At 63.0% G+C, this 14,440-nt stretch carries 13 protein-coding genes; 3 read left to right on the forward strand and 10 right to left on the reverse strand.

Annotation, left to right across the window (positions count from 1 at the left end):
* Window positions 1-41: 41 nt before the first annotated feature.
* Window positions 42-209 carry a 50S ribosomal protein L33 gene (gene rpmG / locus JQK88_RS21760; RefSeq protein WP_006201775.1) on the reverse strand — a complete coding sequence of 56 codons (168 nt, stop codon included), beginning with the start codon at window positions 207-209 and terminating at the stop codon, window positions 42-44.
* A gap of 234 nt (window positions 210-443) precedes the next feature.
* On the opposite strand from rpmG, the gene JQK88_RS21765 reads away from it, so the two are divergent.
* Window positions 444-1,598 (forward strand): ISNCY family transposase, encoded by a 1,155-nt coding sequence (locus tag JQK88_RS21765; protein WP_203279414.1) that lies wholly within the window; start codon window positions 444-446, stop codon window positions 1,596-1,598.
* 120 nt (window positions 1,599-1,718) lie between these two features.
* On the opposite strand, the gene JQK88_RS21770 is transcribed toward JQK88_RS21765, so the two are convergent.
* The 7 genes from JQK88_RS21770 to JQK88_RS21800 all read right to left on the reverse strand — a co-directional run bounded on the left by JQK88_RS21770 (window position 1,719) and on the right by JQK88_RS21800 (window position 10,464).
* A complete protein-coding gene (locus tag JQK88_RS21770) occupies window positions 1,719-2,177 on the reverse strand; it encodes a YqfO family protein (protein ID WP_192251190.1) in 459 nt (152 codons plus the stop codon).
* Window positions 2,178-2,290: 113 nt separating this feature from the next.
* On the reverse strand, window positions 2,291-3,469 hold the full coding sequence (locus tag JQK88_RS21775) for an MFS transporter (RefSeq protein ID WP_192251187.1): 1,179 nt from the start codon (window positions 3,467-3,469) through the stop codon (window positions 2,291-2,293).
* A gap of 39 nt (window positions 3,470-3,508) precedes the next feature.
* Window positions 3,509-4,249: an NUDIX hydrolase gene (locus tag JQK88_RS21780; protein WP_192251184.1), complete on the reverse strand. Its 741-nt coding sequence runs from the start codon at window positions 4,247-4,249 to the stop codon at window positions 3,509-3,511.
* 86 nt (window positions 4,250-4,335) lie between these two features.
* Window positions 4,336-4,788, reverse strand: coding sequence for a DUF983 domain-containing protein (locus tag JQK88_RS21785; RefSeq protein ID WP_192251199.1), 453 nt, complete (start codon window positions 4,786-4,788; stop codon window positions 4,336-4,338).
* 18 nt (window positions 4,789-4,806) lie between these two features.
* Window positions 4,807-7,113, reverse strand: coding sequence for a ribonuclease R (rnr, locus tag JQK88_RS21790; protein WP_203279415.1), 2,307 nt, complete (start codon window positions 7,111-7,113; stop codon window positions 4,807-4,809).
* Window positions 7,114-7,117: 4 nt separating this feature from the next.
* Window positions 7,118-9,754, reverse strand: coding sequence for a type I DNA topoisomerase (topA, locus tag JQK88_RS21795; RefSeq protein ID WP_203279416.1), 2,637 nt, complete (start codon window positions 9,752-9,754; stop codon window positions 7,118-7,120).
* A gap of 332 nt (window positions 9,755-10,086) precedes the next feature.
* Complete coding sequence (locus JQK88_RS21800; protein WP_203279417.1) at window positions 10,087-10,464, reverse strand: COG4315 family predicted lipoprotein; 378 nt, start codon at window positions 10,462-10,464, stop codon at window positions 10,087-10,089.
* A 218-nt stretch (window positions 10,465-10,682) separates the two neighbouring features.
* On the opposite strand from JQK88_RS21800, the gene JQK88_RS21805 reads away from it, so the two are divergent.
* On the forward strand, window positions 10,683-11,432 hold the full coding sequence (locus JQK88_RS21805; protein ID WP_192251175.1) for a cytochrome c biogenesis CcdA family protein: 750 nt from the start codon (window positions 10,683-10,685) through the stop codon (window positions 11,430-11,432).
* 39 nt (window positions 11,433-11,471) lie between these two features.
* Here the strand turns inward: JQK88_RS21805 and JQK88_RS21810 are convergent, their stop codons facing one another.
* Window positions 11,472-11,921 (reverse strand): universal stress protein, encoded by a 450-nt coding sequence (locus JQK88_RS21810; RefSeq protein ID WP_203279418.1) that lies wholly within the window; start codon window positions 11,919-11,921, stop codon window positions 11,472-11,474.
* Window positions 11,922-12,583: 662 nt separating this feature from the next.
* On the opposite strand from JQK88_RS21810, the gene glmU reads away from it, so the two are divergent.
* Window positions 12,584-13,957 carry a bifunctional UDP-N-acetylglucosamine diphosphorylase/glucosamine-1-phosphate N-acetyltransferase GlmU gene (gene glmU, locus JQK88_RS21815; protein ID WP_192251171.1) on the forward strand — a complete coding sequence of 458 codons (1,374 nt, stop codon included), beginning with the start codon at window positions 12,584-12,586 and terminating at the stop codon, window positions 13,955-13,957.
* Window positions 13,958-13,960: 3 nt separating this feature from the next.
* Here glmU and JQK88_RS21820 read toward each other — a convergent pair whose 3' ends face one another.
* Complete coding sequence (locus JQK88_RS21820; RefSeq protein WP_203279419.1) at window positions 13,961-14,323, reverse strand: ADP-ribosylation/crystallin J1; 363 nt, start codon at window positions 14,321-14,323, stop codon at window positions 13,961-13,963.
* Window positions 14,324-14,440: the final 117 nt, after the last annotated feature.

Raw genomic sequence — 14,440 nt, forward strand, 5'->3', positions numbered from 1 at the left:
GCCCCAAGGGACGGCGTTTTAAAGACGTATGGAAAATCAGATTACTTGATCTTGGTTTCCTTGAACTCGACATGCTTCTTGGCGACCGGATCGTACTTGCGGAAGGACAGCTTGTCCGTCTTGGTACGGCTGTTCTTGCTGGTCACGTAGAAGAAACCGGTGTCGGCGGTCGACAGAAGCTTGATCTTGATGTTTGCGGCTTTGGCCATTGTATCAGTCCGTTATGTTCGTGGGGTTTTGGCCGCTGGAGCGGGGGAAAACACCCGGACGCGGGAAACTTGGCGCGACACATAAAGAACGTGCCCGGAAAGTCAAGCCCGGCGCACCAGCTGTGTCGTAAGCACACGAGTTGTCCGGATTAGGTAGCACGCGAGTTGTCCGGTTTTATCGCCAGCGAATGGAGGCTGGGGATGAAGCGGGCAGCGTGGCTACAGGACCGGAGAATGCAGAAGTTTCGGGATGTTTTGAGCCGCTGGAATGGCGGCGACCTTTCGATGATGGAGGCAGGCGAGTTGCTGGGCATGTCGGAGCGGCAACTCCGGCGTTATCGCGACCGATATGAAGAGGCCGGGGACGCTGGGTTGCTCGACCGGCGTTTGGGCAAGCTTTCGACGCGCCGGGTGCCAGCGGAAGCGATCGAGGAGATGCTGGAGCTTTATCGCCATCGTTACCTTGGCTGGAACGTGAAGCATTTCCACGAGCACCTGCTGCGCGATCACGATTTCAGCTGGGGCTACACCTTCATCAAGACGCAGCTTCATGCGGCTGGGCTGGTGGAACGGGCCAAGCGGCGCGGTGCTCACCGGCGCAAGCGCGAACGCAAGCCGTGCGAGGGAATGATGCTGCATCAGGATGGCAGCCGTCATCAATGGCTGGCGGGTGGGCCGATGCTGGATCTGATCGTGACGATGGACGATGCGACGAGCACGATCTATTCGGCCTTCCTGATCGAGGAGGAAGGCACGGCGTCGAGCTTTCAGGGGCTCCTGGAGACGTTCGTTGCCAAGGGACTGCCATCGAGCCTCTACAGCGATCGCGGCAGCCACTATTTCGTGACGCTCAAGGCCGGCGGGACTGTCGACAAGATCCGCTTGACCCAGGTCGGCCGGGCCCTCGGGCGGCTCGGCATCGAACATATTCCAGCCTATTCTCCTGAAGCGCGGGGCCGCTCCGAGCGGATGTTCTCGACCTTGCAGGACCGGCTGCCGAGGGAACTGGCACTGGCCGGCATTGCCGATATCGAGGCCGCCAACCGCTTCATCGCACAGACCTATCTGCCGGCCCACAATGCCCGCTTCGCCAGGCCGGCCGCGGTCGAAGACAGCGCCTTTGTCGCCGCCGACCCGCAACAACTGGCCCAGATCCTGTGCATCGAGGAGGAGCGCGTCGTTGCCCGCGACAACACGATCGCTTTCGCGCGGCTGCGATTGCAGCTGCCGAAAAGTCCGATCCGGCATCACTTTGTCAAAGCCACCGTCAAGATCAGGCAATACCCGGATGGGACGCTTGCGATCTTCCACGGGCCGCGCCGCATTGCGCGATACATGCCTGATGGCGCCGCAATCGAGGAAACTTGCCCCATCAGGCAAGCCGCGTGAACCGCTTCGACGCAAAACAGAAGCGGACAAATGATGTGCTACCAAACCGGACAACTTGATTAGCTATCGACAGCCCGGCGCACCAGCTGTGACCCACGCAAGCCGCCCTTTGGCTTGAAATCACGCGCGTTGCGCTATCGGCGCTGCCGCATTCTTCCAGTCGCCGGTGGTGTTCCACCAACGATTCGGATTGGCGCGGTCGTCCAGGCCCTTGGAGCGGCTGGCGAGGATCGGCTGAATGCGGATCACCGGCTCCTGATAGGAATGCGCCTGGAAAATCGCCTCGACGACGCGGGCGGCGAGCATCTGGTCATCGGGAAGTTCGAACGAGACCTCGACCGTGCCGGGGCGGCGGCGCAATTCGGTTTCGGCGCCGGCGGCAGCACCTTCAAGTGGCCTGTAGCGTTCGATGCCGTGCGCTGTTTGATAGGCGTTACGATCGTATTTGCCCATGGCGAGCGGGGCGATCGCGACCACGGCGTCCATGATGCGGTCGACATCGGCTGCCGGGGCCTGGAAGCTGACAAGCAGCAGGAGCGTCATGCGTAACGATGTGGTTTCAAAGCCGCTGTCGATCATCGCAGTATCCTCAAACTCGGGTGTTTTGGGACACCCTTTTAGCTGAGGCCTCCTGACACGGTGCTGTCAGCAGCCATGTCTTTGCGTTGTGGGAAAGGGCTTGCCGCGGCGGGCTACAACAGGAGCTTGCGGATCAGCCTGACGCTGACCAGGGCGATGTAAGCGCCGAAGAACAGGCCGAGCGACCAGCCAAATCCGGACGGGCCGAACGCATCCATGCCGATGCCGATGGCTTGCGGGCCGAGCACCATGCCGACACCGTAGCAGAGCACGAAGGCGGCGTTGGCCGAGGCCAGTTCATGGCCGGAGAGCTGGGAGCCGAGATGGGCAAGGCCGATCGTGTACATAGCGGCCACCACACCGCCCCAGACGAACAGAAGCGCCGCCATCAGGTGCCAATTCTGAGCGAAGAACGGCATGAAGATGGTGCCGGCAAGCCCGACCGCGGCGCAAGCCAAAAGCAGATAGCGGCGGTCGCTGACGCGGTCGCTGATCATGCCGATCGGAATCTGCAGCAACACGTTGCCGAGACCGATCATGGTGAGGAGAAGGGCTGCATCCGCTTCGGAATAGCCAATGCGGTTGCCATAGACCGGGAACAGCGCAAAGCCGCCGGTCTCGACGGCGCCGAACACGAGCACGGCGGCAGTCGCCGTGGGTACCAGCCAGATGTAGCGCAGGAAGTGGCTGGTCTCGCCGTCGACCACAATGGTGGGGCTTTCGTTGCGCGCGGCCAGCACCGGTATCGCGGCCAGTGCCACCAGGACGATGATGACCCCGAACGGCCTGAAGCCGGTGCTGCCGATATGAGCGAAGATCCACGGCCCAGCGGCAAAGCCGAGGGACAGCACGGTGGCGTAGATGCCGAGCACCAGGCCACGCCGTCGGGGCGGCGCCGATGTGCTGATCCAGAATTCCGACAGGATGAACAGCACCGTGAGCGCGATGTGCAGGACGATGCGCAGCGGGAACCACATCCAGAAGTCCGGGGCGAAATGGAAACCGACAAAGGCGAGAGCGCCGGCGACGATCATGCCAACCATCGTCCAGGCGACGCCGAAGCGCATCGCCAGCGGCGTGGCGAGCGGGGCGCCGGCGATCGAGGCGAGACCGGCGACCGCCGTGTTGAGGCCGATCATCGAAGCTGAATGGCCGCGCGTCTCCAGAATGACACTGAGCAGCGGCATGCCGAGGCCGATGGCGATGCCGACGACGCTGATGGACGAGATCGCAGCCACCATCGGTAGCCAGTGTACGCGTTCGTCGCCCTCTTGTTGGGTATCGACCGTCATGGGAATGCCTGAATACTCGATGCTAGTAAATTTCGGGGGCTAAAGAACTTCGCGAACGAAGCGGTTGCGGACAAGCCGGTAGAACGGCGCGGAGCCACCGGGGCGCAGCAGCGGATCGTCGGCAAGCCGCTTTTCCAGCTCCTGCAGGATCGTCCGGGTGATGTCGGGGATATCGGCCTCTCTCGCCTTGGCAAGCGGCAACCAGACCAGTTCTTCCAGCTCATTGGTCGGACCGCCACCCGGCAGCTCGACGGCGACGTCGCTGCGCCAGGCGCTGAAGAACCTTGTGTCGAAACGACGCACGCGATTGGGCGGGGTGATGGCGCGGGCGACGAAGCGAAGCGGCGCCAACGAAGGCTGGACGCCGTGCTCGACAAAGCCCTGCCAGTCGCGCTTGTCCGTTGCGAAGGCGGCCTTGCGGCCGATGAGCAGGCCGGCTTCCTCATAGGTCTCGCGGATGGCCGAGAGCGCGATAGCGCGGGCGCGCGACCGGCTGATGCGGCCTACGCTGGCGGTGAGCTTGGCTTCTTCCTCGGGATGAAGCGCTGTGGCAACGGCAATGCGGCTGTCGGCCGGATCGGTGCGGCCGCCGGGAAAGACGAATTTGCCGGGCATGAAAGCGTGGCCGGCATGGCGCCGGCCCATCAGCACCAGCACCTCGTCGCCCTGGCGTTCCAGCAGGATCAGAGTCGCGGCGTCGCGGGGACGCATCGGCTGGCCGCTATGGGCGATCGTGCCCCGCTCCATCCTGTCGACTTCCGCCTTGGTCATACCTTCCATGCGCAGGACCTAGCGGAAACTTTTGGCAAACGAAAGTGGCCTTTCACGGTCGGCATGTTGCGCCAGGCGACATTGCCCGATGCGGGTCAGGTTCCGGGACGTGGCTCTGTCGCGTCCTTTTCGCCGCCGAAGCCGTGCATATAGAGCGCCCATTGCAGTCCGATGACGGCACCCTTGACCGGTTGCAGCAGAGCGACCGACAGCGCGATGGTCAGCGGTACCCAGATGGCGATGTGCTGCCACATGGAGAGCGTCGAGGTCGCCTCGACAGCCATAAAGGCGCCGAGAACGATGTGGCCGACAATGACGATGACGAGATAGGCGGGCAGGTCGTCGGCGCGGTGGTGATAAAGCTCCTCGCCGCAGACACTGCATTTATCGACGCTCTTGGTGAAGCCGGCAAACAGTTTGCCTTCGCCGCAATGCGGACAGCGGCCAAGCGCGCCGCGCTTCATCGCCGTCCATAGCGGGCGGGCGACCCGGCCCGAATGATGTTCACCGCCGAAAACCTGTTCCTGGATCCCCAGTTCGCTTGCCATCCCAAATTCTTTCGGCATTTACCGCCTCCTGCCGCGCGACCCCGGGCGCGATTGCGACGCACGGGCGCGGCCTTTTGCCTTGTGAAACGACCTCTTGGAGCCGGGCAGGGGCTTCGGGTCGGTCAGCATTTCGAACCGCATCGCGCCAGCCATCGGCGCCACCTCGATCAGGCGAACCTCGACGCGGTCGGCAAGCTGATAACCCTTGCCGGTGCGTTCTCCGAACAGCGATCGCGCGGTTTCGTCGTATATATAGTAATCGCCGTTCAGACTTGACACCGGGATGAAACCATCCGCGCCAAACTGCGGCAATTGGACAAATAGTCCTGCCTTGGTGACGCCGGAGATGCGCGCGTCAAAGCAGTCATCGATGCGCTCGGCGAGATAGGCGGCGATCAGCCGATCGACCGTGTCGCGCTCCGCGGCCATGGCGCGACGCTCGGTAGCGGAGATCAGCACCGCCACTTCTTCCAGCCGCGCCTCCTCATCCTGCGTCAAGCCGCCCGGGCCAAGCCCGAGTGCGGCAATCAGTCCCCGATGCACGATCAGATCGGCATAGCGGCGGATCGGCGAGGTGAAGTGCGCGTAGCGTTTCAGGTTGAGGCCGAAATGGCCGATGTTCTTGGGCGAGTATTCGGCCTGGCTCTGCGAGCGCAGCACCACTTCGTTGACCAGCCCTTCATTGTCGGCGCCACGCACGCGCTCGAGGATGCCGTTGAACTGGGCGGGCCGCATCTGTGCGCCGCGCGCCAGCGACAGGCCGAGCGTCTGCAGGAACTCGCGCAGCGATTCCTGCTTGGCCAGTGACGGCGCGTCATGCACGCGGTAGGCCAGCGCCTGCTTCTTCGCCTCCAGCGTCTCAGCAGCGGCGACATTGGCCTGGATCATGAACTCTTCGATCAGCTTGTGGGCGTCGAGCCGTTCCGGGACGATGACGCGGTCGACGGTGCCGTCCGGCTTGAGCAGTATCTTGCGCTCCGGCAATTCGAGCTCCAGCGGCTGGCGGCCATCGCGGCCGCGCTTGAGGATGGCGTAGGCGTCCCACAGCGGCTTCAGCACCGTGTCGAGGATCGGCCCGGTCTTGTCGTCCGGCACACCGTCTATCGCCGCCTGCGCCTGCGGGTAGGCGAGCTTGGCCGCCGACTTCATCATGACGCGGTGGAAGGTATGTCGCAGCTTGCGGCCATCGGCCGAGAAGGTCATGCGCACGGCGAGCGCTGGCCGGTCCTGGCCTTCGCGCAGCGAACAGAGGTCGTTGGAGATGCGCTCGGGCAGCATCGGCACGACACGGTCAGGGAAATAGACCGAATTTCCGCGGTTCAGCGCCTCGCGGTCGAGTGCGGTGCCATAGCGGACATAGGCCGCCACATCGGCGATCGCCACGGTGGCAATCACGCCGCCCGGGTTCTTCTCGTCGAGGTCCGGCGTGGCGAACACCGCATCGTCATGGTCCTTGGCGTCGGCTGGGTCGATGGTGACCAGCGGCAGGTCGCGCCAGTCCTCGCGGTGAGCAAGCGTCGCCGGCTTGACCGCTTCGGATTCGGCGATGACGTCGGCCGGGAAAATATGCGGAATGTCATGCGCATGAATGGCGATCATCGAGACCGCCTTTTCACTGGTCAGCGAACCCAGCACCGCCAGCACTTTTGCGCGCGGCAGGCCATAGCGGGACGCGCGCGCTGGTTCGACCTCGACCAGGTCGCCGTTCCTGGCGCCGTTCTGGAATTCCTTGTCGACGATCAGCTCGGGTTGGCGCCGTTCCACCGGCTCGATGCGGAAAGTGCCGTCCTCAAGGATGCGGAAGACGCCGAGCACGGCATCGGTCCGCTTCTCGAAAATCTTCATCACGCGGCCGGTATAGGCGGGGCCGTTCGGCTCATCGGTCGGGAAGGTTTTGGCCAGCACGCGGTCACCAATACCTGGCGCCGGGCCGTTGCCGCCGCGCGAGACGCGGATCGAGACGACGGGCGGTTCGCCCGGGCCCACGGCCTCGGCCGGATGCGCCAGCAAGATGCCGTCGCCGTCGCGGCCAAAAATGTCGAGTATGGCGACATGCGGCAGGGCGCCGACACGGGCCAGCCGCTTGCGCTCCTTGGTCAGCACGCCTTCGTCCTGCAGGTCGCGCAGAATGTCCTTCAGCCAGATACGGTCGTCACCGCGCAGCGCGAACGCCTTGGCGATGTCGCGCTTTCCCGCGCGGTCGGGATTTTCGGCGATGTAGCGCAGGATTTCGTCACGCGAGGGCCGGTAGTCATCCTTGACCTTGGCCCTGGTGTCGGCGGTGCGCGGATCGCCGTGGCTTCTACCGGTGATCCTGCGCGCCACGCTGCTATCCCTTTTTCTTCGCCGCCGGCTTCTTGGTCGCCGACTTCTTGGCTGTGGTTTTCGTGGCCGCAGGAGCCTTGGCCGCTGTCGCCTTGCGGAATGGCTTCTTGCCGCCGCCGCCCTTGGCTTCCTTCTCGGCAATCAGCGCCAGCGCGTCCTCGACCGTCACCGACTGCGGATCCTTGCCCTTGGGCAGGGTCGCATTGACCTTGCCGTAGTTGACGTAAGGTCCGTATTTGCCGTCGCGCACAACGATCTTGCCGCCGCCGTCGGGATGGTCGCCGAGCTCCTTGAGTGCCGCGGCAGTGCCGCCATTGCGGCCGCCTTTGCCCTTCAACTGCTTCTCGGCGATGACCGACACGGCGCGGTTGAGGCCGATCGAGAACACGTCCTCGATGCTGTCGACATTGGTATAGGTGCCGTCATGCAGCACGAACGGACCGTAGCGGCCGAGCCCGGCCGAGATCATCTTGCCCGACTCCGGATGCTTGCCGACATCGCGCGGCAAAGAGAGCAAAGCGAGCGCCTTCTCATGGTCGATTGTATCCGGCGTCCAACCCTTGGGCAAGCTGGAGCGCTTGGCTTCCTTGCCGTCGCCGCGCTGGATGTAGGGGCCGAAGCGGCCTGAGCGCAGCGTGATTTCCTCGGCGGTGTAGGGGTCCTTGCCCAGCACCTTGGTGCCGTCCTCGCCGCCGCCATTCTCGCCATTGGGGTTGGCGGCGTCGCCGAGCTGGCGGGTGAACGAACATTCCGGATAGTTCGAGCAGCCGACGAAGGCGCCGAACTTGCCGAGCTTCAGCGACAGATTGCCGGTGCCGCATTTCGGGCAGATGCGCGGATTGGAACCGTCTTCGCGGGTGGGAAACACCAGCGGCGCCAGTTCCTCGTTCAGCGCGTCGAGCACGTCGGTGACGCGCAGTTCCTTGATGTCGGCGACGGCGCCGGAAAAATCCTTCCAGAAGTCGCGCAGCACGTCCTTCCAGGCGAGCTTGCCGTCGGAAATCTCGTCGAGCTTTTCCTCCAGCGAGGCCGTGAAGTCATATTCGACATAGCGCTCGAAGAAGCTTTCAAGGAACGCCGACAGCAGGCGGCCCTTGGCCTGCGGCACCAGACGGCGCTTGTCGATGGTGACGTAGTCGCGGTCTTCCAGCGTCTTCAGGATCGCGGTGTAGGTCGAGGGACGGCCGATGCCGAGCTCTTCCAACTTCTTGATCAGCGACGCCTCGGAATAGCGCGGCGGCGGCTCGGTGGTGTGCTGGGTGGCGTTGATGGCCTGGCGGGCAAGCTGTTCGCCGGCGCGGATTTCCGGCAGGCGGCGGTTTTCCTCGTCCTCCGCATCATCATCCTTCTGGTCGGTGTAGGCGGCGATGAAGCCGTCGAAGCGGACGACCGAACCGACGGCGCGAAGCTCCGCCGTGCGGGCGCCGTTGATCGCCTCGATTTCGACCGTGGTGCGCTCGATCTCGGCCGACTGCATCTGGCTGGCGATGGCGCGCTTCCAGATCAGCTCGTAAAGCCGCAGCTGATCGGAATCGAGATACTGCCTGACCGAAGCCGGGGTGCGCATGAAATCGGTCGGGCGGATAGCCTCGTGCGCTTCTTGGGCGTTCTTGGCCTTGGTCGTGTACTGACGCGGCTTTTCCGGCAGATATCTGGGGCCGAATTCCTTGGCGATGGCGTCACGTGCGGCATCGATTGCCTCGGGCGCCATCTGCACGCCGTCGGTTCGCATATAGGTGATCAGGCCAGCGGTCTCGCCGCCGATCTCCATGCCTTCATAAAGCCGCTGTGCCACCTGCATGGTGCGTGTGGCCGAAAAGCCGAGGCCGGACGAGGCCGCCTGCTGCAGCGTCGAGGTGGTGAAGGGCGGGCCGGGATTGCGCCGGGTCGGCTTGGCTTCCACCGACAGCGCCTTGAAGGTTGCGCCCTCGAGCATGCCCTTGATGTCGTCGGCCTGCGCCTTGTTGGCGATATCGAGCTTCTGCAGCTTCTTGCGCTCGAAAGCGGTCAGCCGCGCCTCGAAAGTCTCGTTGCGCGGCGTGCCCAGCAGAGCGGCGATCTGCCAGTATTCCTCGCGAATGAAGCGCTCGATTTCGGATTCGCGGTCGCAGACCAGACGCAGCGCCACCGACTGGACACGGCCGGCCGAGCGAGCGCCCGGCAATTTGCGCCACAGCACCGGCGACAGCGTGAAGCCGACGAGATAGTCGAGCGCACGGCGGGCGAGATAGGCATCGACCAGCGGTCCATCGATCTGGCGCGGATTGGCCATCGCTTCCAGCACCGACGATTTGGTGATGGCGTTGAAGACGACGCGGCTGACCGGCTTGTCCTTCAGCGCGCGCTTCTGCTTCAGCACTTCCAGCACATGCCAGGAAATGGCTTCGCCCTCGCGATCCGGATCGGTGGCGAGGATCAGGCCATCGGCATCCTTGACCGCCTTGGCGATGTCGGCGAGGCGCTTGCCCGACGCGGTATCGACCGCCCAGGACATGGCGAAATCCTCGTCCGGACGCACCGAGCCATCCTTGGCCGGCAGATCGCGGACATGGCCGAACGAGGCCAGAACCTTATAGTTCTTGCCGAGGTATTTGTTGATTGTCTTTGCCTTGGCCGGCGATTCGACGACGACGACGTCCATGAGTTCTCATATCAGCTGTGGTGCGGCAGAAGGATTCCGCTGCGCGCGACGAAATCTCGTTCTATTTGTCGCTCACATGGCCGCGCTTTTGCATCCGGTCAAGGGGAGGCGGCCAAATTGCCGGCACGTCTGACGCAATACACTCTAAGAGTGTATGGAGAAAATCACAGAATTCGGGGACGTCCGGTTTGGGCGCCAAGTCTTGCGCAAACGAGTCGAGGTTGCGCGCTTGTCGGTCTTTGCGAGGTGCCACAAACGAAACCGGCCGCCGGGTCGCTTGGAGCCGGCAGCCAGTTGCGTCCCGCCGATCGGCGGGGATAGAGGTTCGAAGATCAGTCGGCCTTGACGATGTGCCAGACTTCGCCGACGCCGTCGCCGGTCGTGTCGCCGGCCTTCTTGTCCTTGATGAAGGTGTAGACCGGCTTGCCGTCATAGGCCCACATCTTGGTGCCGTCGGTGCGGTCGACGATGGTCCATTCGTCGTCCGCCTTGGCGCCGGCCTCGGCCTTCAGCGGCGGCCAGTTGGTGGCGCATTTATCGTAGCAATTGCTCTTGCCCTTCTCGTCCTTGTCGTAGGTATAGAGCGTCATGCCGTTGGCATCGGTGTAGATCTTGGTGCCGTTGACTTCGGCTTCCTTCCAGGCTTCGGCGGCGAAGGATGCAGCGGTGCTGAGCAAAAGCGCGGCCAGGCCAACAGTGATCGTTTTCATGGAAATCTCCCTGGGTATCCGAAGAAGCGCGCAGAAATCGCGGCTTCGCTCTGTGAACGCTTGGCGAGGAGCGTTTCTTCCCTGGCTTGGTCATCTGACGATGGGCCGGTAACAATTCCTCCGGCCGAGCCGTACCTGTAGCCAAATGCCACACGATGGTGATTGGCGAACATAGTTTTGCATCGCTATATCGGCGCCAGCGAATCTGGAGTCTCGGGATGGCATTGGACATCGGCTATGTCAGCGCGGTCGGAGCAGGGGCGATTTCGTTCCTGTCGCCTTGCGTGCTGCCGCTGGTGCCGCCCTACCTCTGTTACATGGCCGGCGTGTCGGTCGACGATTTTCGCGGGGACAATGCCGGCGTCACCGCCAAGGCTGGCGTGCGCGGCGCGCTCATCTATTCCTCGATCGCCTTCGTGCTCGGTTTTTCCACGGTGTTCGTGGCGCTCGGCGCCGGCGCCTCGACCATCGGCCATTGGCTGCGCGTCTGGCAGGAGCCGCTGGCGATGGCGGCCGGCGTGCTGATCATCCTGATGGGGCTGAACTTCCTCGGCATATTGCGCATTCCGCTCCTGTCGCGCGAGGCGCGCTTCCAGTCGCAGGGCAAGCCGGCCAGTATGGTCGCCGCCTATGTCATGGGGCTGGCCTTCGCCTTCGGCTGGACGCCCTGCATCGGCCCGGTGCTGGGGCCGATCCTGACCTTGGCCGGCGGCCGCGAGACGGTGGGCGAGGGCGCCTTGCTACTTGCCGCCTATTCGCTCGGCCTCGGCATCCCGTTCCTGATCGCGGCGCTGTTTTCCGGCGCCTTCATGCGTTTCCTCGGCAAATTCCGCGTCCATCTCGGCCGTGTCGAAAAGGCGATCGGCGCGCTGCTGGTCGTCGCCGGTGTGTTCTTTCTCACCGGCGGGGTGCAGACGGTGTCGTACTGGCTGTTGGAGAATTTCCCGGTGCTGGGACGGCTGGGATAGGTGCTCAGGGAGTTGGCACACGGCAACACGCGACCAACTCTACGAACGGTGAACAAGCACAGGGATGTTGCTGTGCGTCAGCACCTTGAGCGTTACGCTTCCGAGCAGCACTGCCGATATCCCACTTCGCCTATGTGATGACATGACGATGAGATCGCAGCCCCTGGCTTCAGCCGTTTCGATGATAGCTGCGAAGCAATGCTCATGCTTGATGTGGACAGTCTCGAAGGACACCTGACTGGCTGCCGCGACGGCTGCGGCGGAAGCGAGATACTCCTCCGCCTTTCCATGCAAAAACTTATGAATGAATTCGGCCGCCCCAGGGATCTCGACGACTGGCGTGGGGTCGGATGCGACCGAATGCAACGGGGCCTCTACCGTAAGAATAGTTACTTGTGCGTTCAGGGCCGCGGCGAGGCCAACGCCGTGCGTAACGGCATTCTCGGATCTTTCCGAGCCATCGGTGGGGATCAGGATATGATGATACATCTTGTGCCACACGGATCGAATGCAATGTCCCCAAAGTCGGGCAACAGCCGATTATGCCACATCATTCGTGCGGATCGTAGCTTGCGTCCGCGCAGGCGGCCAAAGCCAGCATGGAGCAAATGCCCTTTTCGTTGCGACTTATGGGCTTGGCAGCCGTTGGCGTTGTCGTGGCCGACAAATGCCCGGACAGTGCCCCTTCAGGCCTGACTGGTGCGCCTATACCGGCAAGGCATGCCCCACACGAGCTTACTGTGGTCGTTGGTAGGGAGGGCCGGTCCCGGTTTGCGGCACGGGAGGGGGGTACCCTTTCAGAGTTACTTGCTTCGAAATCGCGCCAGATTTTTCAAGGGCGACCAATTGGACGACTTTGACACCGCCCACAGGCGGGAACTGCTCATGACGAACTACCTCAGGGAACCACCCCCTAACTGGCAGTTCCTAGTCGTCTGGTTGCCATGTGGTTGCACCATTTTTTGGTGCATTCCCGAATTTCCACCAAGCCTTTGGAAAGATTGGTGGGTGCGCACAGGATTGAACTGTGGACCCGCTGATTAAGAGTCAGCTGCTCTATGGTCTCACCGGAATTTAACCGCATTGGTGCAGCATGGCGCCAGATGCTACCACTCTGCGATTCCTGATCCCTTTCATACGGTTGTCCTTCCATGAGCCAGAGATCCTGCCTGTCCGTCATCCTCGCCGCCGGCGAAGGCACGCGCATGAAGAGCGCGCTGCCGAAGGTGCTGCATCAGATCGCCGGGCTGCCGATGGTCGCCCATGTGGTGAAAGCGGCCGAGGCTGCCGGCGCCGGCAGCCAGGCGCTGGTGATCGGCCATGGCGCCGAGGAGGTGCGCAAGGCGGCGGCGAAGTTCGCGCCGAAAGCCGAGACGTTCGTGCAGGAAAAGCGCTTGGGCACCGCGCATGCCGTGCTGGCCGCGCGCGATGCGATATCAAAGGGTTATGACGATATTCTCGTGATGTTCGGCGACACGCCTTTGATCGAGGCCGAGGCGCTCGCGAACGCGCGGCAAAAGCTGGCCGAAGGAGCCGCTGTGGTGGTGATCGGCTTCCGCCCGCCTAATCCAACCGGCTATGGCCGGCTGATCGAAAAAGGCGGCAAGCTCGCCGCCATTCGCGAAGAGAAGGACTGCTCCGCTGAGGAGAAAAAGATCGGCTTCTGCAATGCCGGCATGATGGCTGTTGCTGGCGCTCACGCGCTGAAGCTGCTTGATACCGTCGGCAACAAGAATGCCAAGGGCGAGTACTATCTGACCGACATCGTCGAGATCGCCAGCGCGAAAGGGCTCGATGTCGTCGCCACCGAAGCCAGCTTCGAGAGTGCGCTCGGCATCAACAACCGTGCCGAACTGGCGCAGGCGGAAGGCATCTGGCAGCAGCGCCGGCGGAACGAGGCCATGCTGTCCGGCGTCACGCTGATCGCGCCGGAGACTGTTTATTTCTCGCACGACACCGAGATCGGCGCCGATACGGTGGTGGAGCCGAATGTCTGGTTCGGTCCCGGCGTCAAGATTTCTACCGGCTCCACCATCCATGCCTTCAGCCACATGACAGGTGCCACCATTGCCTCGAATTGCGAGGTCGGCCCGTTCGCACGGTTGCGGCCGGGCGCGGATCTCCGGAACAAGGCCAAGGTCGGCAATTTCTGCGAGGTCAAGCAGGCAACGGTCGAGGAAGGCGCCAAGGTCAACCATCTGACCTATATCGGCGACGCACGAGTGGGTGCGGGCGCCAATATCGGCGCCGGCACTATCACCTGCAACTATGATGGCTACTCGAAATTCTTCACCGACATTGGCGAGGGTGCCTTTATCGGCTCGAACTCGTCGCTGGTGGCGCCGGTTACGATCGGCAAGGGCGGCTATATCGCCTCGGGCAGTGTCATTACCGACAGCGTGCCCGACGATGCGCTCGCCTTCGGCCGCGCCCGCCAGAAGACCATTCCCGGCAAAGCCAAGGAATTGCGTGAACGCTTTGCTTCAGCGGCTGCGGCCAAAAAGAAAGCCGGCGCCGACCATTAACGGTCAGCCGGCAGTTTCTTTGCCAAAGGTCGCTGTCACCTGGATCTGGCCGACAATCGCCCTGGTGAAGTCGGCGAGGTCTTCGGCCGGAATCCAGTATTCGAGATGTGCCCTGCTGCCGGCATGTTCCACCCGGTAGCGGTCGAGAAAGCTTTTCAGCACGTCGAAGCGGGTGACGAAGCCGGAGCCGCTGGCCGGCACGTTCCAGTCGCGGGCAATCTGCGTCGCATAGGCCTCGGTCAAGACGGGATAGAAGATCGGCTGATCGGGCAGGCGCGGCGGGAATTCCCGCATCCCTGACGCCTCGATCAGTTCCAGTTCCTTCGGTCCGACGGGACGCCAGAGTGTGACGGTGGCTTGGCTCATCATGGCCGGACCTTAGCCAGATATTGCGAAAACGAGAACCGGACGCCTGAAAAATCGAGCAATTGCGGTAACCGGATTGCAAGAGCGGTCTATCATGGTGCAGGGTCGGGAAGCGTT

This window comes from Mesorhizobium caraganae, from assembly GCF_016836705.1.
GTDB classification, from domain to species: Bacteria; Pseudomonadota; Alphaproteobacteria; order Rhizobiales; family Rhizobiaceae; genus Mesorhizobium; species Mesorhizobium caraganae.

Excerpts from the sequence above, each read along its gene's own strand:
- JQK88_RS21820 (WP_203279419.1), bottom strand. The coding sequence starts at position 14,323 with ATGAGCCAAGCCACCGTCACACTCTGGCGTCCCGTCGGACCGAAGGAA.
- JQK88_RS21785 (WP_192251199.1), bottom strand. The coding sequence starts at position 4,788 with ATGGCAAGCGAACTGGGGATCCAGGAACAGGTTTTCGGCGGTGAACAT.
- glmU (WP_192251171.1), top strand. The coding sequence starts at position 12,584 with ATGAGCCAGAGATCCTGCCTGTCCGTCATCCTCGCCGCCGGCGAAGGC.
- rpmG (WP_006201775.1), bottom strand. The coding sequence starts at position 209 with ATGGCCAAAGCCGCAAACATCAAGATCAAGCTTCTGTCGACCGCCGAC.
- JQK88_RS21765 (WP_203279414.1), top strand. The coding sequence starts at position 444 with ATGCAGAAGTTTCGGGATGTTTTGAGCCGCTGGAATGGCGGCGACCTT.
- JQK88_RS21775 (WP_192251187.1), bottom strand. The coding sequence starts at position 3,469 with ATGACGGTCGATACCCAACAAGAGGGCGACGAACGCGTACACTGGCTA.
- JQK88_RS21800 (WP_203279417.1), bottom strand. The coding sequence starts at position 10,464 with ATGAAAACGATCACTGTTGGCCTGGCCGCGCTTTTGCTCAGCACCGCT.
- JQK88_RS21805 (WP_192251175.1), top strand. The coding sequence starts at position 10,683 with ATGGCATTGGACATCGGCTATGTCAGCGCGGTCGGAGCAGGGGCGATT.
- JQK88_RS21770 (WP_192251190.1), bottom strand. The coding sequence starts at position 2,177 with ATGATCGACAGCGGCTTTGAAACCACATCGTTACGCATGACGCTCCTG.
- topA (WP_203279416.1), bottom strand. The coding sequence starts at position 9,754 with ATGGACGTCGTCGTCGTCGAATCGCCGGCCAAGGCAAAGACAATCAAC.
- JQK88_RS21780 (WP_192251184.1), bottom strand. The coding sequence starts at position 4,249 with ATGGAAGGTATGACCAAGGCGGAAGTCGACAGGATGGAGCGGGGCACG.
- JQK88_RS21810 (WP_203279418.1), bottom strand. The coding sequence starts at position 11,921 with ATGTATCATCATATCCTGATCCCCACCGATGGCTCGGAAAGATCCGAG.